Source organism: Bradyrhizobium sp. Cp5.3, from assembly GCF_000426265.1.
Taxonomy (GTDB): domain Bacteria; phylum Pseudomonadota; class Alphaproteobacteria; order Rhizobiales; family Xanthobacteraceae; genus Bradyrhizobium; species Bradyrhizobium neotropicale.
This window is the reverse complement of sequence record NZ_AUFA01000012.1, coordinates 107,024-133,242: the sequence shown is the minus strand read 5'-3', so window position 1 is coordinate 133,242 and position 26,219 is coordinate 107,024. Positions and strand designations below refer to the sequence as shown.

Below are 26,219 nucleotides of genomic sequence, written 5' to 3'. Positions count from 1 at the left end.
AGGGCGACCGCCCGGCTGCGTCCCGGCCGTTCATCCTTCGAGGCTCCCCATGCGCCGCATGGCTCTCACCTCAGGATGACGGGGCCAACAACGCCATCAATGAAAGAAAGAGAGACAGCATGAGGCCCCCTACGACAGCTTCCGCTTCGTCCGCAGCCTCAAATGCTCGTCGGCTTCGAGCTGCGTCATGCCCAGGAGATAATGCAGCACGTCGAGCTTGTGGCGCTCGGCGAGCTTGCGCAGCGCTGCCACCTGCTCGGCGATGAAGGCAACCGCCTCATCCGCCCCACCCTCGCCCGGTTCCTCGTGACGCGAGCCTCGTTGCGCGCCTGTTACGGCGCGCGCCCGTTTTCTTGCTGGCTTGGTCACCAGTCCCCACCCGAATCCATGCCCCGCGCAAACTTTACGCCGACATCGATCGCAACTCCAGGGTGGTATTTTACAACTTTTTCGATATGAAACTTTTCCCATCGGGACGCCTTTCAACACCCCTCGATTTGACAGCGGGGGCCTCACCACCCATGTTCGGGTCGAAACGGCCGATGCGAGTCCTTTCGAATTCGGCCCAAGATTTTCCCGTAAGTTACTGGAACTACATGAATATCGTCATTGTGGAGTCGCCGGCGAAAGCCAAGACGATCAACAAATATTTGGGCTCGTCCTACGAGGTTCTGGCCTCGTTCGGCCATGTCCGCGACCTGCCTGCCAAGAACGGTTCCGTCGATCCGGACGAAAATTTCAAGATGATCTGGGAGGTCGACCCCAAGGCGGCCGGCCGGCTCAACGACATTGCCAAGTCCCTGAAGGGTGCCGAGCGCCTGATTCTCGCCACCGACCCTGATCGCGAGGGCGAGGCGATCTCCTGGCACGTCCTGGAGGTCCTGAAAGAGAAGCGCGCGCTGAAGGACCAGAAGATCGAGCGCGTGGTGTTCAACGCCATCACCAAGCAGGCGGTCTCGGAAGCGATGAAGCATCCGCGCGAGATCGACGGCGCGCTGGTCGACGCCTATATGGCGCGCCGCGCGCTGGACTATCTGGTCGGCTTCACACTCTCCCCCGTGCTGTGGCGGAAACTGCCGGGCGCCCGCTCGGCCGGCCGCGTGCAGTCGGTGGCGCTGCGCCTCGTCTGCGACCGCGAGCTCGAGATCGAGAAATTCGTGGCTCGCGAATACTGGTCACTGATCGCGACTTTGCTGACGCCGCGCGGCGACGCCTTCGAGGCGCGCCTGGTCGGCGCCGACGGCAAGAAGATCCAGCGGCTCGACATCGGCACCGGCGCGGAAGCGGAAGACTTCAAGAAGGCGCTGGAACTGGCCACCTACGCGGTGACCGCTGTCGACGCCAAGCCGGCCCGGCGCAATCCGCAGGCCCCGTTCACCACCTCGACCCTGCAGCAGGAAGCCAGCCGCAAATACGGTTTTGCGCCGGCGCACACGATGCGCATCGCGCAGCGGCTCTATGAGGGCATCGACATCGGCGGCGAAACCACCGGACTCATTACTTATATGCGTACCGACGGCGTGCAGATCGCCGGCGAAGCAATCACCCAGGCGCGCAAGGTGATCGGCGAGGATTACGGCAACGCCTACGTGCCGGATGCGCCCCGCCAGTACCAGACCAAGGCCAAGAACGCCCAGGAAGCGCACGAGGCGATCCGCCCGACCGACCTCTCCCGCCGCCCGGCCGCCATGGCCCGCAAGCTCGATGCCGACCAGGCCAAGCTCTACGAGCTGATCTGGAAGCGCACCATCGCGAGCCAGATGGAAGCGGCCGAGCTCGAGCGCACCACCGTCGACATCACGGCGAAGGCCGGCGGTCGCACGCTGGAGCTGCGCGCCACCGGCCAGGTCGTCAAGTTCGACGGCTTCCTCGCGCTCTACCAAGAGGGCCGCGACGACGAGGAGGACGAGGACTCCCGCCGCCTGCCCGGCATGAGCGCGGGCGAAGCCCTGAAGCGGCAGTCGCTCGCCGTCACCCAGCACTTCACCGAGCCGCCGCCGCGCTTCTCAGAAGCCTCGCTGGTCAAGCGCATGGAAGAGCTCGGCATCGGCCGGCCCTCGACCTATGCCTCGATCCTCCAGGTCCTGAAGGACCGCGGCTACGTCAAGCTCGAGAAGAAGCGCCTGCACGGCGAGGACAAGGGCCGCGTCGTGGTCGCGTTCCTGGAGAGCTTCTTCAGCCGCTACGTCGAATACGACTTCACCGCCAATCTGGAAGAGCAGCTCGACCGCATCTCCAACAACGAGATTTCCTGGCAGCAGGTGCTGAAGGAATTCTGGCGCGACTTCATCGGCGCCGTCGACGACATCAAGGATCTGCGCGTCGCGCAGGTGCTTGACGTGCTCGACGACATGCTGGGACAGCACATCTATCCGCCCCGCGCCGATGGCGGCGACATCAGGCAGTGCCCGAGCTGCGGCAGCGGCCGGCTCAACCTGAAGGCCGGCAAGTTCGGCGCCTTCGTCGGCTGCTCGAACTATCCGGAATGCCGCTACACCCGCCAGCTCGCTGCCGACAGCGAGGCGAGCGCCGACCGCTCGCTCGGCCAGGATCCCGACACCGGCTTCGACGTCTGGGTCAAGGCCGGCCGGTTCGGGCCCTATATCCAGCTCGGCGAGCAGAAGGATTATGCGGAAGGCGAGAAGCCGAAGCGCGCGGGCATCCCGAAGGGCACGTCCCCTGGCGACGTCGACCTCGAGCTCGCACTGAAACTGTTGTCGCTGCCGCGTGAGATCGGCAAGCATCCGGAAACCGGTCAGCCGATCACCGCAGGTCTCGGCCGCTTCGGGCCTTTCGTGAAGCACGAGAAGACCTACGCCAGCCTAGAGGCCGGCGACGAGGTCTTCGACATCGGCCTCAATCGCGCGGTCACGCTGATCGCGGAAAAGGCCGCGAAGGGCCCGAGCCGGCGCTTCGGCGCTGATCCCGGCAAGGCGATCGGCGATCACCCGACGCTCGGCACCGTCACCGTGAAGAGCGGCCGCTACGGCCCCTACGTCACCGCAGGCGGCGTCAACGCCACGATCCCGAACGAGATCGAGAAGGACGCGATCACGCTGCCGCAGGCGATCGCGCTGATCGACGAGCGCGCGGCCAAGGGCGGCGGCAAGACCAAGGCAAAGAAGGCCAAGGAGCCTAAGAAGGCAACCAAGGCGGCGAAGAGCGCCGATGGCGAGGAAGCTGCGCCTAAACCTAAGAAACCGGCCGCGAAGAAAGCCGCGGCCAAGACCAAATCAGAATCCACCAGCAAGGCGCGCGCAGCCGTGTCGTCGACCGCAAAGACGTCGCCGACCAAGGCAAGTGGCGCCAACAAGGCTCCGGCCAAGAAGAGTGCCGGCAAGAATTAGAGGTTAAGTGAAACGCAAGAATGACCGTGGCTTTCCCGATCGGAATGCCATCGTCGCCTTCATCAAGGCAAATCACGGAAAGGTCGGGACCCGCGAAATTGCGCGCGAGTTCGGCCTGAAGAACGCCGATCGCGTCGAGCTCAAGCGCATGCTGCGCGAGCTCGCCGACGACGGAATCATCAAGAAGAAGCGCCACAAGGTCTCGGAACCGGAGAGCCTGCCGCCGACGCTGCTCGCCGACATCACCGGTCGCGACTCCGATGGCGAGCTGATCGCCTCCCCCGCCGAATGGGACGAGGTCGAAAGCGGCGAGCCGCCAAAAATCCTCATTGAGATGCCGCGCCGGCCAAAGCCGGGTACGGCGGCCGGCGTCGGCGACCGCGCGCTGCTGCGCGTGGAGCGTTCGGACGAGGAGGAAGGCCCTGCCTATCGCGGCCGCATCATCAAGGTCATCGACAAGGCCAAGAGCCGGATCCTCGGCGTCTTCCGCAGCCTTCCCGAAGGTGGCGGCCGGCTGATCCCGGTCGACAAGAAGTTCGCCGATCGTGAACTCAATATCGCGAAGACCGAAACGCAAGGAGCAGAGGATGGCGACCTCGTCAGCGTCGACATCGTCCGCTCGCGCGGCTTTGGCCTCGCCTCAGGCCGCGTCAAGGAGAAGCTCGGCTCAGTCAAGTCGGAGAAGGCGATCAGCCTCATCGCAATCTACGCCCATGACATTCCGCTGCAGTTCACGCCCGCGGCCGAGCGCGAAGCCGAAGCGGCGGAGCCGGCCAACCTGAAGGGGCGCGAGGATTGGCGCGACGTCCCGCTCGTCACCATCGATCCGCCCGACGCCAAGGATCACGACGACGCCGTGCATGCGCAGCCCGATGACGATCCGAACAACAAGGGCGGCTTCATCGTCAACGTCGCGATCGCCGATGTCAGCTTCTACGTCCGGCCGGGCACCGCGCTCGACCGCGATGGGCTCGACCGCGGCAACTCGGTCTATTTCCCCGACCGCGTCGTGCCGATGCTGCCGGAACGCATCTCCAACAATCTCTGCTCGCTGGTGCCGGGCGAGCCGCGCGGCGCGCTCGCGGTGCGGATGGTGATCGGCCCGGACGGGCGCAAACGCTCGCACACCTTCCATCGCATCCTGATGCGCTCGGCAGCGAAGCTGCATTACGCGCAGGCGCAGGCCGCGATCGACGGACGGCCGGACGACACCACCGGCCCCCTGCTCGATCCGATCCTCAAACCGCTCTATGCCGCCTATGCCTGCGTCAAGCGCGCACGCGACGAGCGCGATCCGCTCAATCTGGACCTGCCCGAGCGGAAGATCCTGCTGAAGAGCGACGGCACGGTCGATCGCGTCGTCGTGCCGGAGCGGCTCGATGCGCACAAGCTGATCGAGGAATTCATGATCCTCGCCAATGTCGCGGCGGCCGAGATGCTGGAGAAGAAGTCGCTGCCGCTGATCTACCGCGTGCATGACGAGCCGACGCTGGAAAAGGTCCATGCGCTCCAGGAGTTTCTGGAGACGCTGGACGTCCCCTTCGCGAAAGCAGGCGCCCTGCGCCCGACGCTGTTCAACCGCGTGCTGGCACAGCTCGAGGGCCATGATTACTACCCGCTCGTCAGCGAAGTGGTACTGCGTGCCCAGGCACAGGCTGAGTACTCCTCGGAAAACTACGGCCATTTCGGCCTAAACCTGCGCCGCTACGCGCATTTCACCTCGCCGATCCGCCGCTATGCCGACCTCGTCGTGCATCGCGCTTTGGTTCGCGCTCTCGGCCTCGGCGAAGGCGCCTTGCCCGACAGCGAGACGCCGGAAACGCTGGGCGAGGTCGCCGCCCATATTTCGCTGACCGAGCGGCGCGCGATGAAGGCGGAGCGAGAGACCGTCGACCGGCTGATCGCCCATCACCTCGCCGACCGCATCGGCGCGACGTTCCAGGGCCGCGTCTCCGGCGTCACGCGCGCCGGCCTGTTCGTCAAGCTGAGCGAGACCGGCGCCGACGGATTGATCCCGATCCGATCCCTTGGCACGGAATATTTCAACTATGACGAGAGCCGCCACGCTCTCGTTGGCACGCGCAGCGGTGCCATGCACCAGCTGGGTGACGTCGTCGACGTCCGTCTGATAGAAGCAGCTCCAGTTGCCGGTGCGCTGCGCTTCGAGCTGTTGTCGGCCGGCGAGAGCGCGCCGCGCAGCCGCAGGGATTTTCGTTCCCAGCGCAAATCGTTCAAGGCGCATCCCGGACGCAGTCCGAAGCAAAAGAAGCGCAGGCCCGAGAAGCAGAAGAAATCCGGCAAGGCGAAGAAGGGCCAAGGAAAGAAGGGTAAAGGCGCAAAGGGCAAGGCATGGACGCAATGAGCACGGCCCCAAAAATCTGGACGCGCGAGACCGGCCTCGTCGAGAAGCGCGATGTCTGGAGCGCGATGAAGCGCGGTTTTCGCGGGCGCTGCCCGCGCTGCGGCGAGGGCAAGCTGTTCCGCGCCTTCCTCAAGACGGCCGATAATTGTTCGTCCTGCGGCCTCGACTTCACGCCGCATCGCGCCGACGACCTGCCCGCCTATCTCGTGATCGTCATCGTCGGCCACATCGTGGTGCCGACCATTCTCTGGATCGAAACCAATTATTCGACTCCTGTGTGGCTGACCTTCGCGGCCTATCTGCCCTTCACCTTCTTCGCTTCGCTCGGGCTGCTGCAGCCGGTCAAGGGCGCTGTGGTCGGCTTGCAATGGGCTCTGCGCATGCACGGCTTTGACGACAATCCTCCGGATGGTATTCCGCCGGTTTAAATCAAGAATAAGCAAAACAGTTCGGGTGAGGAAATGACGGAAGCGGCGCAGGCGGAAAAAGAGAAGGTTCACGACGAGAAGGAGCCTGATCATCATCCCTATTTCCGGCCCAGGGATGCCGCGACGCTGATCCTGGTCGATCGCAGCGGCACGATTCCAAAAGTCCTGGTCGGCAAGCGCCACGACAACGTCGTGTTCATGCCCGGCAAATTCGTCTTCCCCGGCGGCCGCGTCGACAAGGCCGATTATCGCGTGCCGTGCGCGGCACCAATCACTGCCGAGCTGGAAGCCAACCTCGCCAAGGGCAGTCCGAAGACGCCGGCGTCACGCGCGAAGTCGCTGGCCGTTGCTGCGATCCGCGAGGCCTGCGAGGAGACCGGGCTCTGCCTCGGGCGCAAGGCCGACGGCAAGGTGCCCAAGCTTGAGGGTCCATGGGCGCCGTTCGCGGACGCAGGCCTCTTGCCTGACCCGTCCGGGCTGTTCCTGATCGCACGCGCCATCACTCCGCCCGGCCGCGTCAAGCGCTTCGACACGCGCTTCTTCACCGCGGACGCCTCCGCGATCACCCACCGCGTCGAGGGTGTGATCCATGCGGATGCGGAGCTCGTCGAGCTGGTGTGGGTCGAGCTCGGCTCCAAGCCGCTCGCCGATTTGCATCCGATGACGCGCAACGTGCTCAACGAGCTCGACACGCGCCTCGCCACCGGCCCGCTCCGCCACGATGCGCCGGTGCCGTTCTTCCATTTCTACGGCGGCAAGATGCAGAAGGATATTTTGGGCTAGAGCGTTCTCAAGCGAAGCGGATACCGGTTCGCGTCGAGAAAACGCGTCAAAACAAGAATCTCAGCTCTCGGCCTCGTCATCCGCGTCCGGCTCAGTGCCGACATAGTCGCGCGCCGGAAGCTTGAGGACGCGGCCAAGCTCGTTTGCGAACCTGTTCGCCTCGTCGCGCGTCGTGAAGCTCGACAGCGTGATCGGCGCAGTCCCCTTGTTGCCGCAGAGGCTGACGTCATACGTCGTGAGCTGCGGATCGTAGTCGTCCGTGATGCTGATCAGATGATAATCGGCGAGATTGCGCAGGCTGCGAATATTCAGCGGTCCGAACTGCCTGGTGATGACAATCTGGCGCAGCGATTCGTTGAGAACGACGAAATAGCGAAACGTGAGCAGGATCAGGCCGGGTATGCCGACGAGGAGCCCGAGGCCGGTGAACACGAGGACGGGCACGAGGTCATCGGCCAATCGGCCGAAGCCAGAGAAGTCCTGCTGTAGGCCCAGGGCGACATTCCACAGCAGATAGGCGCTCGCCGCCAGGAGCGGCAGCGACAGCGGCCGGCCGACCCAGGGCATGGACCAGTCGATGCGGATTGTGCCGTCCACCGTCATTGCGCTTGCCATCGGAAGTCTCCTCACGGGCCGAAGTCATGGCTTGGTCGGACCGGGCGGCCGATCGGTTCGATGGAGGAGCCCTCTCCTCCCGTCATTCCGGGGCGCGCCTCTTGGCGCGGGCCCGGAATCCATCTCTCAACGGTCTGTGCGGCCCGATGGATTCCGGGTTCGCCGCTCACGCGGCGCCCCGGAATGACCTGCTGAGGGTGAATCCAGAACAAGATGAGCTTCTCGGCTCCGGCGATGGTGGAGTTCTTCGGACCAGTCGGCCGATAGCTTCGATGGAAGAGCCCCTCCTCCCGTCATTCCGGGGCGCGCCTCTTGGCGCGGGCCCGGAATCCATCTCTCAACGGTCTGTGCGGCCCGATGGATTCCGGGCTCGCGCTGACGCGCGCCCCCATTGCGCACTTGCGCAATGTGGAATGACGATTGTGCTGGGGAGCGACCGAAAAACGAAAAATTGTTCCGCACCGTCCCCGTGGCGCCGACGGAGGCCGCACCTATGTGATGTCGACCGACACCCCAGAACGGACAGGGCGCGATGGCACAACGGCAACTCAAGCTTGGCGCGTTCATGCGCCCGATCAGCATCCACACCGGCGCCTGGCGCTATCCCGGAGCCTGGCCGGACGCCAATTTCAATTTCGATCACATCAAGACGCTGATCCGGAAGCTCGAAGCCGGCAAGTTCGATGCCTTCTTCATGGCCGATCACCTCGCCGTGCTGAACATGCCGATCAATGCGCTGAAGCGCAGTCACACGGTGACATCGTTCGAGCCGTTCACGCTGCTGTCGGCACTGTCCGCCGTCACCGAGCGGATCGGCTTGATCGCGACGGGATCGACGACGTTCGATGAGCCCTACCATGTCGCGCGCCGCTTTGCCTCGCTCGACCACATCAGCGGCGGCCGCGCCGGCTGGAATATCGTCACCACCTCGAACCCCGACGCGGCGCTGAATTTTGGCCTCGACGACCACATGGAGCACGCCGAGCGCTACAAGCGCGCCCGCGAATTCTACGATGTCGTCACGGGCCTGTGGGACTCCTTCGCCGACGACGCCTTCGTGCGCGATGTCGAGCAGGGCCTGTTCTTCGAGCCGTCGAAGATGCATGTGCTCGACCACAACGGCAAATATCTGAAGGTGCGCGGCCCTCTCAACATCGCCCGTCCCGTGCAGGGCTGGCCGGTGATCGTGCAGGCTGGCGCCTCCGAGGACGGCAAGCAGCTCGCAGCCGAAACCGCGGAAGCCGTGTTCACCGGTGGCGGCAGCCTCGCCGACGGGCAAAAGCTCTATGCCGACATCAAGGGCCGCATGGAGAAGATCGGCCGCGCCCCCGAGCATTTGAAGATCCTGCCGGGTGCCTTCGTCGTGGTCGGCGACAGCGTCGACGAGGCCAAGGAGAAGCGCGCCCTGCTCGACAGCCGCGTGCACTACGACAGCGCCATCGCCTCGCTCTCGGTCATTCTCGGCACCGACGCATCAGGCTTCGATCCGGACGGGCCGTTGCCGGAAATCCCCGAGACCAATGCCAGCAAGAGCGGCCGGCAGCGGATGGTCGATCTGGCGAAGCGCGACAAGCTGACCGTGCGCCAGCTCGCCCAGCGTGTCGGCGGCTATGGCGGGCTCTCCTTCGTCGGCACCGCCAAGACCATCGCCGACCAAATGGAGGAATGGCTGGTCGGCCGTGGCTCGGACGGATTCAACATCATGTTCCCGTTCCTGCCAGCCGGGATTGACGATTTCGTCGACAAGGTGGTCCCGGAGCTCCAGCGGCGCGGAATCTTCCGCAAAGAGTATGAAGGGGCCACTTTGAGAGAGAATCTGGGCCTGCCGCGGCCGAAAAACCGGTTCTTTGAGGCGTGATGGGTCCGATTTGGGTGCTTTTCTAGCCCTAAAACCTTGACTTCCGGCGGTTTCTGGCTAGGTTGCCGGCCAACGCGGGCCGTTTGGCCGGCTCCAGATTCCCTTCATTTTTGAGGTCCTGAACATGGCCAAAGCGGTCACCATCAAGGTCAAGCTCGTGTCCTCGGCTGACACCGGCTTCTACTACGTCGCCAAGAAGAATTCGCGCACCATGACCGACAAGCTGGTCAAGAAGAAGTACGACCCGGTCGCGCGCAAGCACGTCGAATTCCGCGAAGCCAAGATCAAGTAAGATCGCGGAACGCTGAAGACTTTTGCGGGGCCCACTGGGCCCCGTTTTCGTTTTGCCCATCCCGTGTCCCGGACGCGGCGCAGCGTGCAACGCTGCTCCGCAGAGCCGCGACCCAGAAAGCAAAACGGTACGATGCGGAGACATGGGCCCGGGCTCTGCAGCGCACCGCTGAAGAAGCGCTGCGCTGCGTCCGGGGCACGAGAGCCGCGCAAGGCGCCATTCAACCCTCGGTTGTCCAACTCGAAATGTATGTTACCGTGCATTTACCGGCGCGGCATTTCCGTTCCGGATTTGGGAAGGACATGGTCATGAGATTGTCGTCAAGCCTTGTCGTGCCTTCAACCGTCGCTGCCTTGTCAACCGTCCTGATATGCGGCCCAGCAGCGTCGCAAATTCCAACAGGCTCCGCCGCCACGCTTCCTCCCGTCACGGTCGACGCGCCGAAGCAGCTGGCAAGGCCACATAGGCCGGAGCGCGTGGCAAACACCGGGGCATCTCGCCGGACTGCGTCAACCGGTCAAACGTCGTCGTCAGCCACACGGACGCCTTCGCCTGCACCGGATTCAGTATTAGGGAGGATTGCCAGGCTGGAGAAAGTCGCCAGCAATTGCAACGGTGGCTGTGAATCAAGCCTCCCGCACGGCAAAGATCCTTGGGTTGGATGTAGCGAGTCAGGGGGCGGACAAGCAAATGCGCCTTTCTCGCCAACATGCCGAGACAACCTCACCTACAAATCCTACGTGGATTGCGTCGAGACCAAGGTATTCTTGGGCGACTACCGAAATAGAGCCTACTGGATTTGCAGCAGCCTGTCCGCCGGCAACAAGTTTCAGGTCGCCGAAGTCAAGCGGCCAAAACGTCCGCACTGATCCAGGATAACCAAGCAGCGCGGCGTCCGCTTTAAGTTCCTAAGCGGACGCGCATGGCCCACGCCCCGCCTACGCCGCCTTGAGCACCGGCGGTTGCGCCGGGCGGATCAGCGCGAACGCGACCTGGATGATGCCGCCGGCAAGACCGAGCGCCACACCGATGCGCCAGGCCATGGTGTAGGAGCCGAGTGCGTCGTAGAGCACCCCTCCTCCATAGGCGCCGAGGAAGCTGCCGATCTGGTGGCTCATGAAGGCAAGGCCCTGGATCATCGCCTGCCAGCGAAGGCCGAACATCTCGGCGACGGCGCCCGCGACAAGCGGGCCGACACCCATCCAGAGGAAGCCCATGATCGCGCCGAACAGCAGCGTCGAGGCGGGCGTTGCGGGCAACGTGAAGTACCAGGCGAGCGCCAGCGAGCGCAGGATGTAGATGGCCCCTAACAGCGCCAGCTTGTTCCAGCGCTGGCCGGCCCAGCCGAAGAACAGCGAGCCCAGCACGTTGAAGCCGCCGATCATGCCGAGCGTCTGCGCGCTCAGCATCGGATCGAGGCCGCAGATCGCGAGATAGGACGGCAGATGCGTAGTCAGAAAAACGAGTTGCATGCCGCAAACGAGATAGGCGCAGGTCATCACGACAAAGGGGACATTGCCGAACGCTGCCTTCGCCACGGACGCCGCGGTCGCATCGCCGATATCGTCGGCCGCCGGCTCCGGCAGCGGAACCTGGTCAACGCGGCCGGCGTACCACGCGGCGGGAATCATCAGCACCGACATGATGACGAAGCCAGCGAGCCCGATGCGCCAGCCGAAACCCTCATTGAGCATCTGTCCGATCGGCGCCGACAAGAGCGCGCCGAGCGAGCCCGCACCGGATACGATGCCGAGCACGGTCGAGCGCACCGTCGCAGGGACGGCGCGTGCCGCCACCGACATCGCAATCGCCGCCGCGGTGCAGGCCAGCGACGTGCCGATCAGCACGCCGCCGCCGACCATCACGCTGATGAGGCCGCCTGCGGTCGCCATCAAAGCGAGGCCCGCAATGTACATCAGCGAGCCGACGATCATGATGGGCCGGAAGCCATAGCGCACCGTCATCGCGCCGGCGAGCGGTTGGAGGAAGCCCCAGGCGAGGTTTTGCACGGCCAGCGCCAGCGTAAAATCCGACACCGAGATGTGGATGTCATGCGTCAACGGTTGCAGGAAGATGCCGAGGCTCTGTCGCAGCCCCATGCTCAGCGTCAGCATGATCGAGGCGCCGATCAGGATGGGCAATGTCGGTCGCAGGACCTGCAACAGGGGCATTTTTGTTCTCCCTCGTGGGCGCGGCACGATAGCCGTCGTCTGCGATTCCCGTTGATTTTAGTTACACAGACCTGTTTACTTACCCTATAGAAGGCTGGTGCTGTCAAGCGAAGAGGGCTTATTCCGACGCATGGCTCCCCCGCCCACCCAACAGACGATGAAGGAGCGGATCCTCGAGACCGCCGACAAGCTGTTCTATCTGCAAGGCATCCGCGCCATCGGCGTCGACACCATCGCGGCCGAGGTCGGCATCTCCAAACGCACGCTCTACAACCACTTCCCCTCCAAGGACGCGCTGATCGCGGCCTATCTGGAACGCCGCTTCGTGCAGCCGCGCCCGTCCGACAAGCCGCCGGCCGAGCAGATCCTCGCCACCTTCGATTCGCTGGAGCGGCGATTTGCTGCGAAGGATTTTCGCGGCTGTCCGTTCGTGAATGCGGTCGCCGAGCTCGGGCCTGCGGACCGCGCGGTGAAGAAGATCGCGGCCGCCTTCAAGGAAAGCCGCCGCGTCTGGTTTCGCGAGCGGCTGAACGCGCTCGGTGTCACTGAGGCCGACGCACTCGCGACCCAGCTCGTCCTGCTGGTCGACGGCTCGATTGCGCAGGACCTCGTACGCGACGATCCCGCGATGGCCCGCGCGGCGAAGGAAGCAGCGAAGGTGCTGCTGCGGAATGCGGGTGTGGATGTGGGCGATGGTACGGCGAAGCCCGTGAAGGGCAAGCGTTCGCCGCAGTGACCACTGTCACCGCATTACGCGATGTCATCACCCGCGAAAGCGGGTGATCCAGTATCTCAGAGACGGTCGTTGGATACGGAGAAGCCGCAGCGTACTGGATTCCCCGCTTGCCGCCTACGCTGAAGCTTCGGCTACCCAACAGCGTACGCCCCGGCGAAGCCTTGGCGTAGCCGGGTCGCGGGGAATGACAGCGAGTATCGGGCAGCGGAGTTCGCCCCACGTGCCAGTGCGGGATGATGAAATAATGCCGGTGTTTTGCCCGACGTGTCAAACGGCTCTGCGGACGCACGAGGCATCCTCCGCCGGTCATCGGCTACTTTGCATGGGGTTGTTTTCGAGATTTTTTGTGACTGCCCCCGTCCGCACCAGGCCGGGACGACGGCTGAGGATGGAGGCGCGGACGACGCGCCCCCTCACCCGCCCCGCGTCACGCCGCCTGCGACACCACGCGATTGCGGCCGTCGTGCTTGGCGCGGTAGAGCGCGGTGTCGGCGCGCTTGAGGACGTCGGCGACCGCCTCGCCCTTCTTTTCCAGCGTGGTGAGCCCGATCGAGATCGTGACCTCGATGCGCTTGGTGCCCTTGTGGATCGCGAACGGCTCGCCGGCAATCGAGCGGCGCAGGCGCTCGGCGACCATGCCGGCGACGTGGAGGTCGGTTTCCGGCATCACGATCACGAACTCCTCGCCGCCGTAGCGGCAGGCGAGATCGATGCCGCGGATCGATTTGCGCACGCGCACCGCGAACTCGCGCAGCACGTCGTCGCCGGCATCGTGGCCGTAATTGTCGTTGATCAACTTGAAGTAGTCGATGTCCAGGATCATCAGCGCGAGCGGCTTGCCGCGGGTCGAGGCCTGCTCGGCGAGCGTCGCCAGATGGCTCTCCATGTAGCGGCGATTGTGCAAACCGGTGAGCGCGTCCGTGATCGCCATCTCGATCGAGTTCTGGACGTTGTCGCGCAGGTGATCGGTGTAGCGGCGGCGGCGGATCTGGGTGCGGGCGCGCGCCAGAAGCTCGTTCTTGTCGATGGGCCGCAGCAGATAGTCGTTGACGCCGATTTCGAGGCCGCGGAGCAGCCGCGTCGAGTTCTCGGCATCCGCAATCGCCAGGATCGGCACATGGCGCGTGCGCTCCAGCGAGCGCGCCTGGCTGCACAGCCGCAGGCCGTCGAAATTGTTCAGGTCGAGCGAGACAATCAGGAGGTCGTAATTGCCTTCGGCCGCGTGGAACAGCGCTTCGGTCGGATTGGGCTCGACATCGACGGTGTGCTCGGCGGCGAGCAGCGTCGCCAGCCGCTCATAGGAGGACTGGCGGTCGTCGACCAGCAGGATGCGGCCGCCCTTGCCGGTGTCGGCCACGGCGCTCCGTTCGGGCGCCTGCATGCCGATCTCGAGCGAGGTGATGGCGCGCATGCGCAGCTCATCCGTCATCATCTTCAGCCGCGTCAGCGAACGGACGCGCGCGATCAGCACGACATCGGAGACGGGTTTGGTGAGGAAATCGTCGGCACCGGCTTCCAGCCCACGGTTGCGGTCGGCGGGACTGTCGAGCGCCGTCACCATCACGACAGGGATGTGGTGCGTCGCCGGATCGGTCTTCAGGCGGCGGCAGACCTCGAAACCGTCCATGTCGGGCATCATCACATCGAGCAGGATGATGTCGCATTCGGCGCGGCGGCAGATCGCCAGCGCCTCGGTGCCGTTGGCAGCGGTCATCACGTCGAAATATTCGGCAGAGAGACGGGCTTCCAGCAGTTTGACGTTGGCAGGGACGTCATCGACGACCAGGATACGCGCGGACACTTAACTCACTCCCTACCCGATGAAACGCCGGACCGTCTCAATGAATTTGCCGACCGAGATCGGCTTCGACAAATAGGCTTCGCAGCCGCCCTCGCGGATGCGTTCTTCGTCGCCCTTCATCGCGAAGGCAGTGACCGCGACGACGGGAATGGTGCGCAGCTCCGGATCGTCCTTGATCCAGCGCGTCACCTCCAGGCCCGACACCTGCGGCAACTGGATGTCCATCAGCACGAGATCGGGACGCATCTTGCGAACGAGATCGAGCGCCTCGTAGCCGTTGCTGGTGCCCGAGGTCTGGTAGCCGTGCGCCTCCAACAGGTCGCGGAAGAGCTTCATGTTGAGCTCGTTGTCTTCCACGATCAGGACGGTCTTAGCCATCCCGTCCTCCCGTTTGGCAAGGAGACCGATACATGTGACGCCTCAGGCGCCTCTCGCCGGCGCTTCAAAAACTGGATTCAAACTAGCCTCAGATTCGCTCTAGTTTCGTTAAACCCGAGGGCCGACTTTCTGCGATGTGGTTTCCAGTTGCTTGTCTGGGTCGCAAGACAGAGCCGCGAGACTCGGGCATGATGATTCCAAATTAGAGACCGAAAGTTAACGGAAAGGCAAATCGGGCGCTTGAAAAAGCCTGTTCACACCCCCCGCGAAGTAGCTGAAATCGTTGCGATTCAGGCGCTCTCTTTCGTCGCGAGCGAGCCTGAGCGGCTGGGCCTGTTCCTGGCCGAGACAGGTGTCGGCCCGGAGACGCTCCGGAGCGCCGCCTCGAACCCGAATTTCCTGCTCAGCATACTCGATTTCGTGCTGCGCGATGACGCGACCGTGAAGGCGTTTGCGGCCGCCTCGGAACTGCATCCGACCAACATTGCCGCAGCGCGGCAGGTGCTGGGCGACGCGCTCGGCGACCGGCCCTGGGAGCGCGACGTGCCGTGAGCACCCTGGAGGCGGCCGGGCCCCGCTGCTTTTGCCGGGATTGTCTGGCCGATCTGGACATGGGGGTGCGGCGGTGCTCCGCCTGCGGTTCCCCTCGCCTCGTCCGCCACCGTGCGCTGTCGGCGCTGACCATCGCCCATATCGACTGCGATGCCTTCTACGCAACGGTGGAGAAGCGCGACAATCCTGATAACGCCGACAAGCCGGTCATCATCGGCGGCGGAAAGCGCGGCGTGGTGTCGGCCGCCTGCTACATCGCGCGCACTTTCGGCGTCCGCTCGGCCATGCCGATGTATAAGGCGCTGGAGGCCTGCCCGCATGCGACCGTGATCCGGCCGGACATGGCGAAATATGTCCGCGTCGGCCGCGAAGTGCGCCAGGCCATGCAGGCGCTGACGCCGCTGGTCGAGCCGCTCTCGATCGACGAGGCCTTTCTCGACCTCTCCGGCACCGAACGCGTTCACGGCATGGTTCCCGCAAAAGTGCTGGCGCGCTTTGCCCGCGACGTCGAGCACGACATCGGCATCACGGTGTCGGTCGGCCTGTCCTGCAACAAGTTCCTGGCCAAGATCGCCTCCGACCTCGACAAGCCGCGCGGCTTTGCCGCGCTCGACCAGGAGGAAGCGCGGATCATGCTGGCGGAGAAGCCGGTCGGCTTCATCTTCGGCGTCGGACCTGCGACCCAGGAGCGGCTGACGCAGCGCGGCTTCCGCATCATCGCCGACCTTCAGAAGGCCGACGAGATCGAGCTGATGCGGCAATTCCCGAGCGATGGCCGCCGGCTGTGGCGGCTCGCCCGCGGCATCGACGACCGCCGCGTCGAGCCTGACCGCGGCGCCAAGACGATCTCGAGCGAAACCACGTTCGAGACCGACATCCGCGACTTCGCGACGCTGGAGAAAATCCTGTGGCGGCTCTGCGAGAAGACCTCCTCGCGGCTGAAGAGCGGCGAGCTTGCCGGCACGACCATCACGCTGAAGCTGAAGACCGCCGATTTCCGCCAGCGCACGCGATCGCAGTCGATCGCAGGTCCGACCCAGCTCGCCGCAAAGATTTTTGCGATCTGCCGCGAGATGCTGGCCAGGGAGATCGACGGCACCGCCTTCCGCCTGATGGGCGCCGGCGTCAGCGCGCTGCGCACCGGCTCGGCGGCCGACGACACCGACATGCTCGACCGCCGCGCCGCCCACGCCGAGCGCGCGATCGACGGCCTGCGCAAGAAGTTCGGAAACGCCGCGGTGATCCGCGGCATCTCCTATGAGGGGCCGGAGAAGGCGCAGGAGTGACCTTGGCCAGGCCGAAGTCAGTCGTGTTCGAAGATCCTGGCGCCGGGATAGACGCGCCGGGCGTATTGGACCACCAGATGCCGGTCCTGAGTTGCCAGGAACGGCGTTCGGATCTGACAAGACCCGACGATGAGGTGCCACAAACCGTTGAGCTGTCGAATGATGACGTTCATTGAGCCTCCCCGCAGGAACCCGAGTTGGCTCAGAGTTTAAGAATCGCCCGCCCGTCGCTCAATTGTACGAGCGTTAGAGCAGCGCATGCGAAGGATTAGAGGGGATATACAAAGGTATGTTGGCAAGAGCTCTGTTAGCTTTTACGCGCTGAGAGGCTGACGACCGTGACAGGCGAACGTGATCTCGACGCGCTGTTGAGGGATATGAAACCGCAGATGCAGCGGGGCACTTTCGTGTTTTGCACGATCCGGCCGAACGAGCGCATTCCGGCTGCGATCACCCCACTGCTGACGTTCCGCGAGCAGGAAGGAACCACGCTCGTGATCCAGCGTGAAGAGGCCGAAGCGGCGGGACTACGCTACGCGTTCGCCTCGCGCCTGATCACCTTGACGGTACATTCCGCGCTGGAGGCGGTCGGGTTTCTGGCCGCGATCACGGCCCGCCTGGCCGAGGCCGGCATCAGCGTGAATGCCGTTTCAGCCTTCCATCACGACCATCTGTTCGTGCCTGCTCACAGGGCCGACGAAGCGCTGGCAGTTCTGCGAGCGATGTCGAAGCACACGTAACCCATCTCAATCCGCGACCGCGACCGCTTCGATCTCGATCATCCATTCAGGCGCGGCGAGTGCGGTGACGCCGACCAGGGTGCTCGCGGGCGGGTCCATGCCTTCGAAGAAGACCGAGCGGGCCTTGCCGATGATGGGACGGAGCTCCGGCTTGTAGTTCACCACGAAGGTGGTGATCTTCACGATGTTGGCGTAGCTCGCACCGGCCGCCTTCAGCGCCAGGCCGAGATTCTGCATCACCTGCGTCGTCTGCGCGGCGAGATCGCCCTCACCGACCACACGCCCCTCCTCGTCGACGGACACCTGCCCGGAGATGTAGATGGTGCGCGCACCGGAGGCCGTGACGACGTGGGAATAAGCCGGATTGTGATGCAGGCCGCTAGGACGGAGATGATCGAGCTTGGGCATGATGCTGGTTCCCTGGCATTTTTTAGTTGGGTGCAAGCTTATCCGGATCGCGACTTCCGGACCAGCCGGAAGATGCGACGGACCGCGCCCTCGCGCTGCTATCTCTCCCGCATGCTTTCGTGCCGATACCGCGCCAGCGGCGACAAGAGATAGCTGATGATCGTACGGGTCCCTGTCTTGATCTCGACGCTCACGGCCATGCCGGGTGAGAGACTGACGTATTTGTCCTCGATCAGCATTCGGTCCCGGCTGGGGGATATCCGGGCCGAATAGACCAGCTCCTGCCCCTTGGGTTCGCTGCTGTCCTGCTCGGTGCCCGCAGACTTTTCACCGCTCTTGTCCAGCGGCTTGTCGCGCGTGATCGCATCGTGCGACACGCTCGAGACCTTGCCGTCCAGCAGGCCATACCGGGTGAAATTGAAGGTATCGATCTTGAGCGCCACGTCCTGGCCGACCTCGATGAACCCGATGTCGCGGTTCGACACCATCGCCTCGATCTCTAGCCGGCTCTCCAGCGGCACGATCACCATCAGCGCCTGCGCAGGCGTAACGACACCGCCAACCGTGTGGATCGCAAGCTGCTGGATGACACCATCGACGGGAGCGGTCAGGCGCTGAAAGCTCTTCCTCTGCTCGGCCTTGACGACATCCTGCATGAGACCCGCAGCCCTCTGCTCGGCTTTTGCGAGGTCATCCGACAGCGAGCGCTGATATTCGGCCGTCGTCTTCGTGCTGGTCTCCACCAGCGCGGCCAGAGCTGCATCAGCCTCCTTGTAGCGGCTCTTTTGAACCAGAAGCTCCTGCTGCTGGCCCACCAGATCCTGAAGTTCCTGGAGATAGAACAGCTTCGATCCCAATTCCTTGTCGAACAGGAGCTTGCGCATATCGACCCGCTGTTGCAGCAGAGGGATGGTTGCCTCGAGCTTGCCGATCGAGGCCGTGATCGTCGCCCGCTCGGCTTCCTTCTGCGCGACCTGATGTTCGATCGATGCGAGCTTGGCGTTCTGTTCGACAGTCTGGCTGGACAGAAGCCGTCGCTGGACCCGCACGAGGTCGGCGGGAGCGTTCTCGGGTGGTTGGAAGTTCGCAACTGGATCACCGGCATCGGAAAGAGCCGCGCGCAACCGCGCCGCCTCGAGCTGTGCGCCTGCAAGATCGCTCCTGAGATGCCCAAGCTCAGCCTCGTTCATCGTGGAGTCGAGATCGACCAGCACGTCCCCCGCCCGCACCGTCTGGCCATCGACGACCTTGATGGCGCGCACCACGCTGGTTTCGAACGGCTGGATCACCTTGGTTCGGCCGCTCGGAATGACCTTGCCCGGCGCTACCGCGACGATATCGACGGTCCCGAGGCAAGCCCAGACGATCGCCACCGAGAAGGCGGCGACGATCACGGCACCGACAGCGCGCCCGACGGGATTGGGCGGCGCCTCGACGATCTCCAGCGCGGCCGGCAGGAATGCAATCTCGTCCTTGCCCCTGGCCGGCGCCTTGATGACCGGGAACGGCACCACCCCGCTAGCTGATTTCATGCAACCCTGCCTGCAGCCGGAACAGCGTGGCGTATCGCCCGCCTGTCTTGATCAGCTCCTCATGGGTGCCGTCCTCGATCAGGCGGCCACGGTCCATCGTGATGATGCGGTGGGCCATGCGCAGGGTCGAAAGGCGATGCGCGATCACGAAGACCGTGCGCCCTTTCGCGATCTGCACCATGTTCTGCTGGACGATCCGCTCGCTCTCATAGTCGAGCGCGCTCGTGGCCTCATCGAGGATCAGGATGCGGGGATTTGTCATCAGCGCCCGCGCGATGGCGATCCGCTGTCTTTGACCACCCGACAGCGTGCTCCCCTGCTCGCCGACGACCGTGTCATACCCTTCCGGAAGTTCGAGGATGAACTCGTGCGCTCCGGCAAGATTGGCGGCTTCGATCACCCGCTCGAAGGGCATCGCCGGATCCGCGAGCGCGATGTTGTCGCGAACGGTGCGGCTGAACAGGATGTTCTCCTGCAGCACGATTCCGATCTGCCGGCGCAGCCAGCTTGGATCGACCATCGCCAGATCGGTGCCGTCCACCAGCACACGACCGCTCTCCGGCACATAGAGCCGCTGGATCAGCTTGGCGAGCGTGCTCTTTCCCGATCCCGACGTGCCGACGACCCCGACGAACTGCCCCGCCGGCACGTTCAGGCTCACGTCGCTGAGAATCTCCGGACCGTCGATGCGGTAACGAAAGGTGACATGCTCGAACCTGATGTCGCCGCGGATCACGGGCAAGGCTGCTCGCCCCGGCGTGTACACCGGCTCCGCCGCCGTGTTCAGAATGTCGCCCAGACGCTGAACCGATAGTCGCGCCTGGTGGAAATCCTGCCAGATCTGCGCCAGACGAAGGACCGGCGTACTGACGCGGCCGGCCAGAAGATTGAAGGCGACAAGTTCGCCAACGGTCAGATCGCCACCGATGACGAGCCTCGCACCGAAATACAGGATTGCGGCCGTCGCGACCTTGCTGACGAACTGGATGGCCTGGCTCGCGGTGTTGCCGAGACTGATGACGCGAAAGCTCGCCGCCACGTAGCTCGCGAGCTGCTCCTCCCAGCGCCGCTGCATCTGCGGCTCCAGCGCCATCGCCTTCAGGGTCTCGACGCCCGTGACGCATTCGACCAGAAATGCCTGGTTCTCCGCGCCACGCTGGAATTTCTCGTCGAGACGCCAGCGAAACGCGGGACTGACACCAGCCGAGATGGCGATGTAGAACGGGAACGAGGAGAGCGCCACCAGCGTGAGCAGCGGCGAATAGAACCACATCACCGCGAGGAAGACGATCGTGAAGAAGAGATCGATCGCGATCGTCAGCGCTGAACTGGTGAGAAAATTGCGGATGTTCTCCAGCTCCCGCACCCGCGCCACCGAGTCACCGACGCGACGCGCCCGGAAATATCCGATGGGAAGCGCCAGAAGATGCCGAAACAGCCGCGCGCCCAACTCAACGTCGATGCGGTTGGTCGTGTGCGAAAACAGGTAGGTCCGGAGCGTTCCGAGGATCGTTTCAAAGACCGCGATCGCAACCAGGCCGGTCACGACGACGTCCAGGGTCGTCATGCTGCGATGGACGAGCACCTTGTCGATCACGACCTGGAACAGCAGTGGGGAAACCAGAGCGAAGAGCTGGAGGAACAGCGACCCGACCAGGACCTCGCCGAGCAGCCGCCGGTATTTATGGATCGCGCCCAGGAACCACGTGATGTCGAAGCGCCGGGACAGGTCGGTCAGGGGCGCTCGCTTGGCGATCAGGATCGCCCGGCCATCCCACGCTTCCTCGAATTCGGCCCGGGTCATGAGATCCGGTTTCGGGGCGTCCGGCACCTGGACGATGATCTTGTCGTGCCCGGCCTTGCCGAGCAGCAGAAACCCGCCGTCGCGCAAAACTGCGATGCATGGCATCGGCATCCCGGCAAGCCGATCCCAGGTCGCGGAGACCGCCCTCGCCTTCAGGCCAAAGCTCTTCGCGCAGCGCAAGACCTCGGTGACGCCGAGCCTGTTGCCGAATTGATGCCGGATCCGGTCCGGGCTTGCCCCCACGCCATTCAGGCGCAACAGGGCAACGATCGCGTGAAGGCCAGGATCGGCGGGCAGTTCACGGGCTGCGCCCTCAGCCATGCGCAGCACCGTCATGTTTCAACTCCGTTACCCGCGGACACCCCGGCGGGCTCGTTGTCGGCTCCATAGATCCCCTCATCGGGCACGCTGCGAGCAACCGCGCCCAAAATCATATGATATCTTATCGATATATGTTATATACGACGAATGCGACTCACATACGAACGTCGATTCAATTACGCGGCAGACGCCGATGCCGCGATCAAGGGCGCCCTCGCATCTGCGTCAACGCCAACTGCATCTGGCTGACCTTCATCATCCATTATCGGGCTCGCGGCGCGCCTGCAGCCCTCGGGAAATAGGGGCGCGTGGTACTCATTATCGAGGACACATCGGTCAACGCCTGATGATCCACCGCGACATGACGCTGGCATCCTTCGACGGGACTCTAATGCGGCAATCCGACGCGTCAGCGCGACGCGATATCACATAACAATGGATGGGAATAAACCATTACTCACCGTGTTATGATAACAAAATTGACTTGTATATCGTAACTGGACACGCGATCGAGAACACCCCGGGCTTCGGGATGCGAGAACGGAAATTGGACACAATGAATTTTTCCAGGAGAATGCGATGACTGAGACAGTACAACCGGGCGATACCTTGGAGGTCGGCTCGGGGGCAACCGCTGACGGGACCTTGGTCCTGTGGAACGGTACGCTCGAGATCAACGCCGGTGGCACGGCCAGCGCGACGGTCGTCAACGGCGGCGGCCAGCTGGTGGTGGACTCCGGTGGAACCGCCGTCGATTCCTTCCTCGGCGGACTTGCCGTCGAGAACGTGTTCGGCACCGACATCAACGCGACGGTCGCCGGCGGCGCCGTCATGAACATTTTCAACGGTGGCAAGGCGATCGGCACCACCTTGGACGGCGCCACTCAGAACGTCCACTCCGGCGGAACGGCCAGCAACACCACGGGCGGTGGCGTTCAGGCCATCTATGACGGCGGTATCGCGACGGGGACCAACCTGAGCGCCGGCGCCCAATGGGTCTATTCCGGCGGCATGGCCAGTGGCACGACGCTCGGCAACGGCATTTACCAGGCCGTCTATGGCGGCGCGACCGCGAGCGCCACGACCATTGCAGGTGGCCAGGAGGACGTCCTCGGCACCGCGAACGACACGATCATGACCAGCGGGTGGCAGTTTATCGGAGCCGGTGGTGTCGCAAACAACACGACCATGTCCGGCGGGTTCGAATATGTGCTGGCCGGCGGCACCGCCAACGGCACGACGGTGCGCGGCGGATCCCAGATCGTATGGGACGGCCTTGCGAACAATACGGTGATAAATGGTGGCACAGGCACGCAGACCGTGCTCGGCGGGGGCGTCGCCAACGGCACGGTCGTCAACAGCGGAACGCAAAACGTGGAAGCCTACGGTCTGGCAGTGGGCACCACGGTGAACCACGGCGGCTACGTAGTCGTCACCTCAAACGGCTTTACGAGTGGCTCTGTCATCAACAACGGCGGCTACGAATTCGTCAACGCAGGAGGAACCGCAGCGGGAGGGATCATCCATCACGGTGGCTATGAAATCGTCAGCGCTGGTGGGACCTCCGAGTCGGCGACCGTCTATGCCGGCGGCTACGAGGTCGTCGACACCGGCGGCATCTCGAGAGACGCAACCGTGCTGACCGGCGGCTACGCCATGATCCAGGTCGGAGGCTTGGCAACGAACATGGTCATCAGCGCCGGATACCAGTTCGTCTACGGCACCGCGGACAACACCACGAACCTCGGTGGCACCGAATACATCTATGGCGTCGTGGACAATGCCGAGATCGGAAATCGCGGTAAGGAAAACGTCATGGGCGTCGCCAACGGCACCGTCGTGAACAGCGGCGGCCTCCAGACCGTGACGGGCGGCATCACCAACGGAACGATCGTCCACAGCGGTGGCGTTGAGCTCGTGAACAGCGGCTTGGCCAACGGCACGATCATCTCCGGTGGTCTTGCGCATATTGCCGTGGGTGGCGCGGCGATCGACGTCACGTTCCAGGGCGAAGGCGGTACGCTTCAGCTCGACGCCTCCGACCTGTTTTCCGGGCAGATCGCGGGCTTCGGCGACACCGACATCATCGACCTCCGGGACATCGCCTTTGGCGCAGGGACGACGTTGGGCTATGCGGCCGCCCCCGGCAATGCGGGTGGCACGCTGACCCTCAGCGACGGCTTCAATTCAGCTTCGCTGATCCTGCTCGGCCAATACTCGGCCGCGAACTTCGCGCTGGCTTCGGACGGACATGGCGGCACGATGATCACCGAGCACACGGCGGTGGCGTCGGCGAACCTAGCGCCCAACGCCCTGGCGGCCTGACGGCAGAACGGGCGGCGGGGCCCCGGCTCCGCTAGCTCCGAAATATCGAGGGCGCGGTCTCGCCGAGGCCGCGCCCTTATTTCTCACTGCTGGAATGTGCCAGCGCGACGGAACTTCGCCCTCAATTACAGGGCTTGCTGTCCTTCACGTCGAACTTGCCGAGCGCGCCGGAGATCACAAAATCGTTGTAATCGAGCACGAGCTGACGGGAGACGCCGTTTTCGTAGAGCTCGAACGACATCGCATAGACCGGCGTCTGCTCGCCTTCCTTCTGCTGCACGTCGCGGTCGAAATAGCTGACGGTGACGGGCCAGCGCTTGAGCGACTTCATGTGCTCGTCGGTGGTCGACGGGTCGGACGAGATGGCGCGGTCGGCGGGGATCGGCTGGCCGATCACGGTCAGCGTGTTGTAGACCTTCTGGCCATCGTCGGAGCCGTCATAGACGGAGAGCTCGAGCAGCGACTTGCCGTCCTTGGCGGCGGCGATGATGCGCTGGATCTGCTCGGTCGGAAACACGATCTTGCCGTCGAGGGTAAAGCTCTTTGGCGCCGGCAGCTTCAGCTTGACGTTAATATGGTCGCCGTCGCGCTCTGCGGAACCGTCGACCTTTGCGGCCTCCGTCTCGTTCATGCGCGTCTCGATCCTGAAGCGGTAGCTCTTGCCCGCGGCGTCCTCCCAGGAATTGGAGCGGAGATCGCTGAGCGTGACCTTGCCCTCGCCGCTGTCGAGCTCGGAGACCTGGCGGAATTCGGAGGTGTAGCCCTCGCAAGAGTTGCCGGTGAAATTGTAGAGGATGCGGCCGCGCGCGCTGTTGACCGAGTTGGAGCGCGATTTGGCGAGACTCAGATCATAGAGCGCCTGATGCGCGAGAAACGGGCCGCTCGCGGCCTGCGCCCCGCCGCCCGGGCCGAAAGTGGCCGCAGCGAGCGCCATCACACCGAGCGAAGTCCGGAAAAGGTGCACCATGTCTATTCCCTGGGGAAACGCAGATTCGACACTTTAATGACCGTCCCATTGCGTCGCAACTGCGGCCGTTTCACGTAAAGTTGCGGCCTCGCGTTGAACCTCCTGGACCGCCTCAACAAGATGCAGTTCGCCGCCGGGCTGCCCACCCGCCCGACCGGCTTGCTTGCATGTGGCTGCGCAATGGGCGAAACAGGCCCGGCCCGGCCGCAAACTGAAAGCGGCCGGGGCGGATGAATTCTCGGACACTTCCTGGACATCGAGGTCGAACATGGCGGGCACGGTCGAACAGAAACTGGCGGAACAGGGCATCAAGCTGCACGAGGCGCCCACGCCCGTGGCCAACTATGTGCCGTTCGTGCGCACCGGCAACCTCCTGTTCGTCTCCGGGCAGGTCTGCTTCGACCCCGCCGGAAAGCTGATCGCCAAGGGCAAGCTCGGGGCCGGCGTCACCATTGAAGACGGTGCCGCGGCCGCGCGGGGCTGCGCCATCAACCTGCTCGCCCAGGTCAAGGCGGCGCTCGGCGACCTCGACAAGGTCGTGCGCGTGGTGCGCCTCGGCGGCTTCATCAACTCGGCGCCGGATTTCGTCGACGGACCGAAGGTCCTGAACGGCGCCTCCGACCTGATGGTTGCGGCGTTCGGCGACAAGGGCCGCCACGCCCGTACCACCGTCGGCGTCGCTTCGCTGCCTGCGGATGCGGCGGTCGAGGTCGAAGGCATCTTCGAGGTCGCCTGATCTGAGGGAGCAAGCAGCGTGCGTGCTCCGGATTGGCTGACAGCGCGGCCGGTCGCCCATCGCGGCCTGCATGACATTTCGCGCGGCATCGTCGAGAACATGCCGGGCGCCGTGCAGGCGGCGATCGCGGGCAATTTCGCCATCGAGGTCGACATCCAGCTCACCGCCGACGGCGAAGCCATGGTGCATCACGACCATGCGCTCGGCCGCCTCACCGAGGCGACCGGCGAGCTGATCGAGAGGACCGCGGCGGAGCTGAAGGCCGTCACGTTCAAGGATACGTCCGAGCGGATGATGTCGCTGCCCGACCTCTGCACCATGGTCGCCGGCCGCGTGCCGCTGGTGATCGAAGTGAAGAGCCATTTTGCCGGCGACCGCAAGCTGGTGAGGCGGATGGCGGAGGTGCTGTCGTCCTATCAGGGGCCTGCCGTCGGCATGTCCTTCGATCCCGACCAGGTGCTGGCGCTGCGCGAGCTGTTGCCCTCGCGCCCGCGCGGCATCGTCGCGCAGCGGACCTATGAGGACGAATACTGGGCTTATCTGACGCAAGAACAGCGCGACAGCATGCTGTACCTGCGCCACGGCCTTCAGACCCAGCCGCATTTCGTCGCCTTCAAGGTCGACCACCTCCCCGCACCCGCGCCCTGGATCGCGCGGAATGTCTTCGGCTGCGCCCTGCTCGGCTGGACCGTGCGCACGCGCGACCAGCGGACGCGGGTTGGGCAATATGCCGACCAGATGATCTTTGAGGGGTTCGTGCCGTAGGGGCACGGCACA

The 26,219-nt window shown here is 64.1% G+C and carries 23 protein-coding genes; 13 read left to right on the top strand and 10 right to left on the bottom strand.

The window, feature by feature from the left end:
* Nucleotides 1–129: 129 nt before the first annotated feature.
* Nucleotides 130–369, bottom strand: coding sequence for a hypothetical protein (locus tag K289_RS0119615; RefSeq protein ID WP_027553090.1), 240 nt, complete (start codon nucleotides 367–369; stop codon nucleotides 130–132).
* A 227-nt stretch (nucleotides 370–596) separates the two neighbouring features.
* Between K289_RS0119615 and topA the strand changes: the two genes are divergently transcribed.
* Genes topA through K289_RS0119595 form a run of 4 tightly spaced genes read left to right on the top strand, consistent with a single transcriptional unit; the run spans nucleotide 597 to nucleotide 6,920 of the window.
* Nucleotides 597–3,347 carry a type I DNA topoisomerase gene (topA, locus tag K289_RS0119610; protein ID WP_027553089.1) on the top strand — a complete coding sequence of 917 codons (2,751 nt, stop codon included), beginning with the start codon at nucleotides 597–599 and terminating at the stop codon, nucleotides 3,345–3,347.
* A 7-nt stretch (nucleotides 3,348–3,354) separates the two neighbouring features.
* Complete coding sequence (rnr, locus tag K289_RS0119605; protein WP_027553088.1) at nucleotides 3,355–5,709, top strand: ribonuclease R; 2,355 nt, start codon at nucleotides 3,355–3,357, stop codon at nucleotides 5,707–5,709.
* Nucleotides 5,697–6,137 carry a DUF983 domain-containing protein gene (locus K289_RS0119600; RefSeq protein WP_027553087.1) on the top strand — a complete coding sequence of 147 codons (441 nt, stop codon included), beginning with the start codon at nucleotides 5,697–5,699 and terminating at the stop codon, nucleotides 6,135–6,137. Before rnr ends, K289_RS0119600 begins: the two co-directional genes overlap by 13 nt.
* A 33-nt stretch (nucleotides 6,138–6,170) precedes the next feature.
* The gene (locus tag K289_RS0119595) at nucleotides 6,171–6,920 is read left to right on the top strand and encodes an NUDIX hydrolase (protein WP_027553086.1); all 750 of its coding nucleotides are present in this window, start codon (nucleotides 6,171–6,173) and stop codon (nucleotides 6,918–6,920) included.
* A 60-nt stretch (nucleotides 6,921–6,980) separates the two neighbouring features.
* Here K289_RS0119595 and K289_RS0119590 read toward each other — a convergent pair whose 3' ends face one another.
* On the bottom strand, nucleotides 6,981–7,535 hold the full coding sequence (locus tag K289_RS0119590; protein ID WP_027553085.1) for a hypothetical protein: 555 nt from the start codon (nucleotides 7,533–7,535) through the stop codon (nucleotides 6,981–6,983).
* Nucleotides 7,536–8,067: 532 nt separating this feature from the next.
* Here K289_RS0119590 and K289_RS0119585 point away from each other — a divergent pair.
* Nucleotides 8,068–9,393, top strand: coding sequence for an LLM class flavin-dependent oxidoreductase (locus tag K289_RS0119585; protein ID WP_027553084.1), 1,326 nt, complete (start codon nucleotides 8,068–8,070; stop codon nucleotides 9,391–9,393).
* Between the two features lie 124 nt (nucleotides 9,394–9,517).
* Nucleotides 9,518–9,685, top strand: a complete 168-nt coding sequence (gene rpmG / locus K289_RS0119580) for a 50S ribosomal protein L33 (RefSeq protein ID WP_007603295.1) — start codon at nucleotides 9,518–9,520, stop codon at nucleotides 9,683–9,685.
* Nucleotides 9,686–10,623: 938 nt separating this feature from the next.
* On the opposite strand, the gene K289_RS0119575 is transcribed toward rpmG, so the two are convergent.
* Nucleotides 10,624–11,856, bottom strand: a complete 1,233-nt coding sequence (locus K289_RS0119575; protein ID WP_027553083.1) for an MFS transporter — start codon at nucleotides 11,854–11,856, stop codon at nucleotides 10,624–10,626.
* Nucleotides 11,857–11,986: 130 nt separating this feature from the next.
* Here K289_RS0119575 and K289_RS0119570 point away from each other — a divergent pair, with 130 nt between their 5' ends.
* Nucleotides 11,987–12,592 carry a TetR/AcrR family transcriptional regulator gene (locus K289_RS0119570; RefSeq protein ID WP_027553082.1) on the top strand — a complete coding sequence of 202 codons (606 nt, stop codon included), beginning with the start codon at nucleotides 11,987–11,989 and terminating at the stop codon, nucleotides 12,590–12,592.
* A gap of 427 nt (nucleotides 12,593–13,019) precedes the next feature.
* Here K289_RS0119570 and K289_RS0119565 read toward each other — a convergent pair whose 3' ends face one another.
* The gene (locus K289_RS0119565) at nucleotides 13,020–14,393 is read right to left on the bottom strand and encodes a PleD family two-component system response regulator (protein ID WP_027553081.1); all 1,374 of its coding nucleotides are present in this window, start codon (nucleotides 14,391–14,393) and stop codon (nucleotides 13,020–13,022) included.
* Between the two features lie 12 nt (nucleotides 14,394–14,405).
* The gene (locus tag K289_RS0119560) at nucleotides 14,406–14,771 is read right to left on the bottom strand and encodes a response regulator (RefSeq protein ID WP_027553080.1); all 366 of its coding nucleotides are present in this window, start codon (nucleotides 14,769–14,771) and stop codon (nucleotides 14,406–14,408) included.
* A 240-nt stretch (nucleotides 14,772–15,011) separates the two neighbouring features.
* Here K289_RS0119560 and K289_RS0119555 point away from each other — a divergent pair, with 240 nt between their 5' ends.
* Nucleotides 15,012–15,323 (top strand): DUF3572 domain-containing protein, encoded by a 312-nt coding sequence (locus tag K289_RS0119555; protein WP_027553079.1) that lies wholly within the window; start codon nucleotides 15,012–15,014, stop codon nucleotides 15,321–15,323.
* The gene (locus K289_RS0119550) at nucleotides 15,320–16,609 is read left to right on the top strand and encodes a DNA polymerase IV (RefSeq protein WP_027553078.1); all 1,290 of its coding nucleotides are present in this window, start codon (nucleotides 15,320–15,322) and stop codon (nucleotides 16,607–16,609) included. The genes K289_RS0119555 and K289_RS0119550 overlap by 4 nt, the downstream gene beginning before the upstream one ends.
* A gap of 17 nt (nucleotides 16,610–16,626) precedes the next feature.
* Here K289_RS0119550 and K289_RS51630 read toward each other — a convergent pair whose 3' ends face one another.
* A complete protein-coding gene (locus K289_RS51630; protein WP_198024740.1) occupies nucleotides 16,627–16,782 on the bottom strand; it encodes a hypothetical protein in 156 nt (51 codons plus the stop codon).
* Between the two features lie 165 nt (nucleotides 16,783–16,947).
* Here K289_RS51630 and K289_RS0119540 point away from each other — a divergent pair, with 165 nt between their 5' ends.
* The gene (locus K289_RS0119540; RefSeq protein WP_027553077.1) at nucleotides 16,948–17,349 is read left to right on the top strand and encodes an ACT domain-containing protein; all 402 of its coding nucleotides are present in this window, start codon (nucleotides 16,948–16,950) and stop codon (nucleotides 17,347–17,349) included.
* A 6-nt stretch (nucleotides 17,350–17,355) separates the two neighbouring features.
* On the opposite strand, the gene K289_RS0119535 is transcribed toward K289_RS0119540, so the two are convergent.
* The 3 genes from K289_RS0119535 to K289_RS0119525 all read right to left on the bottom strand — a co-directional run bounded on the left by K289_RS0119535 (nucleotide 17,356) and on the right by K289_RS0119525 (nucleotide 21,429).
* A complete protein-coding gene (locus K289_RS0119535) occupies nucleotides 17,356–17,757 on the bottom strand; it encodes a RidA family protein (RefSeq protein WP_027553076.1) in 402 nt (133 codons plus the stop codon).
* 98 nt (nucleotides 17,758–17,855) lie between these two features.
* Nucleotides 17,856–19,289: an HlyD family type I secretion periplasmic adaptor subunit gene (locus K289_RS0119530; RefSeq protein ID WP_027553075.1), complete on the bottom strand. Its 1,434-nt coding sequence runs from the start codon at nucleotides 19,287–19,289 to the stop codon at nucleotides 17,856–17,858.
* The gene (locus K289_RS0119525; RefSeq protein WP_371260835.1) at nucleotides 19,276–21,429 is read right to left on the bottom strand and encodes a type I secretion system permease/ATPase; all 2,154 of its coding nucleotides are present in this window, start codon (nucleotides 21,427–21,429) and stop codon (nucleotides 19,276–19,278) included. The genes K289_RS0119530 and K289_RS0119525 overlap by 14 nt, the downstream gene beginning before the upstream one ends.
* A gap of 564 nt (nucleotides 21,430–21,993) precedes the next feature.
* Between K289_RS0119525 and K289_RS0119520 the strand changes: the two genes are divergently transcribed.
* Nucleotides 21,994–23,739 carry an AIDA repeat-containing protein gene (locus K289_RS0119520; RefSeq protein ID WP_084788653.1) on the top strand — a complete coding sequence of 582 codons (1,746 nt, stop codon included), beginning with the start codon at nucleotides 21,994–21,996 and terminating at the stop codon, nucleotides 23,737–23,739.
* A gap of 121 nt (nucleotides 23,740–23,860) precedes the next feature.
* Here K289_RS0119520 and K289_RS0119515 read toward each other — a convergent pair whose 3' ends face one another.
* Nucleotides 23,861–24,706, bottom strand: a complete 846-nt coding sequence (locus tag K289_RS0119515; RefSeq protein WP_027553072.1) for a cell envelope integrity EipB family protein — start codon at nucleotides 24,704–24,706, stop codon at nucleotides 23,861–23,863.
* 268 nt (nucleotides 24,707–24,974) lie between these two features.
* Between K289_RS0119515 and K289_RS0119510 the strand changes: the two genes are divergently transcribed.
* Both K289_RS0119510 and K289_RS0119505 read left to right on the top strand, forming a co-directional pair.
* A complete protein-coding gene (locus K289_RS0119510; protein WP_027553071.1) occupies nucleotides 24,975–25,442 on the top strand; it encodes a RidA family protein in 468 nt (155 codons plus the stop codon).
* An 18-nt stretch (nucleotides 25,443–25,460) separates the two neighbouring features.
* On the top strand, nucleotides 25,461–26,207 hold the full coding sequence (locus tag K289_RS0119505) for a glycerophosphodiester phosphodiesterase (RefSeq protein ID WP_027553070.1): 747 nt from the start codon (nucleotides 25,461–25,463) through the stop codon (nucleotides 26,205–26,207).
* The last annotated feature ends 12 nt before the right edge of the window (nucleotides 26,208–26,219 follow it).

Bases quoted from the DNA above. Each gene is read 5' to 3' on its own strand.
- topA (WP_027553089.1), top strand. From the start codon at position 597: ATGAATATCGTCATTGTGGAGTCGCCGGCGAAAGCCAAGACGATCAAC.
- K289_RS0119600 (WP_027553087.1), top strand. From the start codon at position 5,697: ATGGACGCAATGAGCACGGCCCCAAAAATCTGGACGCGCGAGACCGGC.
- K289_RS0119595 (WP_027553086.1), top strand. From the start codon at position 6,171: ATGACGGAAGCGGCGCAGGCGGAAAAAGAGAAGGTTCACGACGAGAAG.
- K289_RS0119590 (WP_027553085.1), bottom strand. From the start codon at position 7,535: ATGGCAAGCGCAATGACGGTGGACGGCACAATCCGCATCGACTGGTCC.
- K289_RS0119585 (WP_027553084.1), top strand. From the start codon at position 8,068: ATGGCACAACGGCAACTCAAGCTTGGCGCGTTCATGCGCCCGATCAGC.
- rpmG (WP_007603295.1), top strand. From the start codon at position 9,518: ATGGCCAAAGCGGTCACCATCAAGGTCAAGCTCGTGTCCTCGGCTGAC.
- K289_RS0119575 (WP_027553083.1), bottom strand. From the start codon at position 11,856: ATGCCCCTGTTGCAGGTCCTGCGACCGACATTGCCCATCCTGATCGGC.
- K289_RS0119570 (WP_027553082.1), top strand. From the start codon at position 11,987: ATGGCTCCCCCGCCCACCCAACAGACGATGAAGGAGCGGATCCTCGAG.
- K289_RS0119560 (WP_027553080.1), bottom strand. From the start codon at position 14,771: ATGGCTAAGACCGTCCTGATCGTGGAAGACAACGAGCTCAACATGAAG.
- K289_RS51630 (WP_198024740.1), bottom strand. From the start codon at position 16,782: ATGAACGTCATCATTCGACAGCTCAACGGTTTGTGGCACCTCATCGTC.
- K289_RS0119535 (WP_027553076.1), bottom strand. From the start codon at position 17,757: ATGCCCAAGCTCGATCATCTCCGTCCTAGCGGCCTGCATCACAATCCG.
- K289_RS0119530 (WP_027553075.1), bottom strand. From the start codon at position 19,289: ATGAAATCAGCTAGCGGGGTGGTGCCGTTCCCGGTCATCAAGGCGCCG.
- K289_RS0119525 (WP_371260835.1), bottom strand. From the start codon at position 21,429: ATGACGGTGCTGCGCATGGCTGAGGGCGCAGCCCGTGAACTGCCCGCC.
- K289_RS0119520 (WP_084788653.1), top strand. From the start codon at position 21,994: ATGACTGAGACAGTACAACCGGGCGATACCTTGGAGGTCGGCTCGGGG.
- K289_RS0119515 (WP_027553072.1), bottom strand. From the start codon at position 24,706: ATGGTGCACCTTTTCCGGACTTCGCTCGGTGTGATGGCGCTCGCTGCG.
- K289_RS0119510 (WP_027553071.1), top strand. From the start codon at position 24,975: ATGGCGGGCACGGTCGAACAGAAACTGGCGGAACAGGGCATCAAGCTG.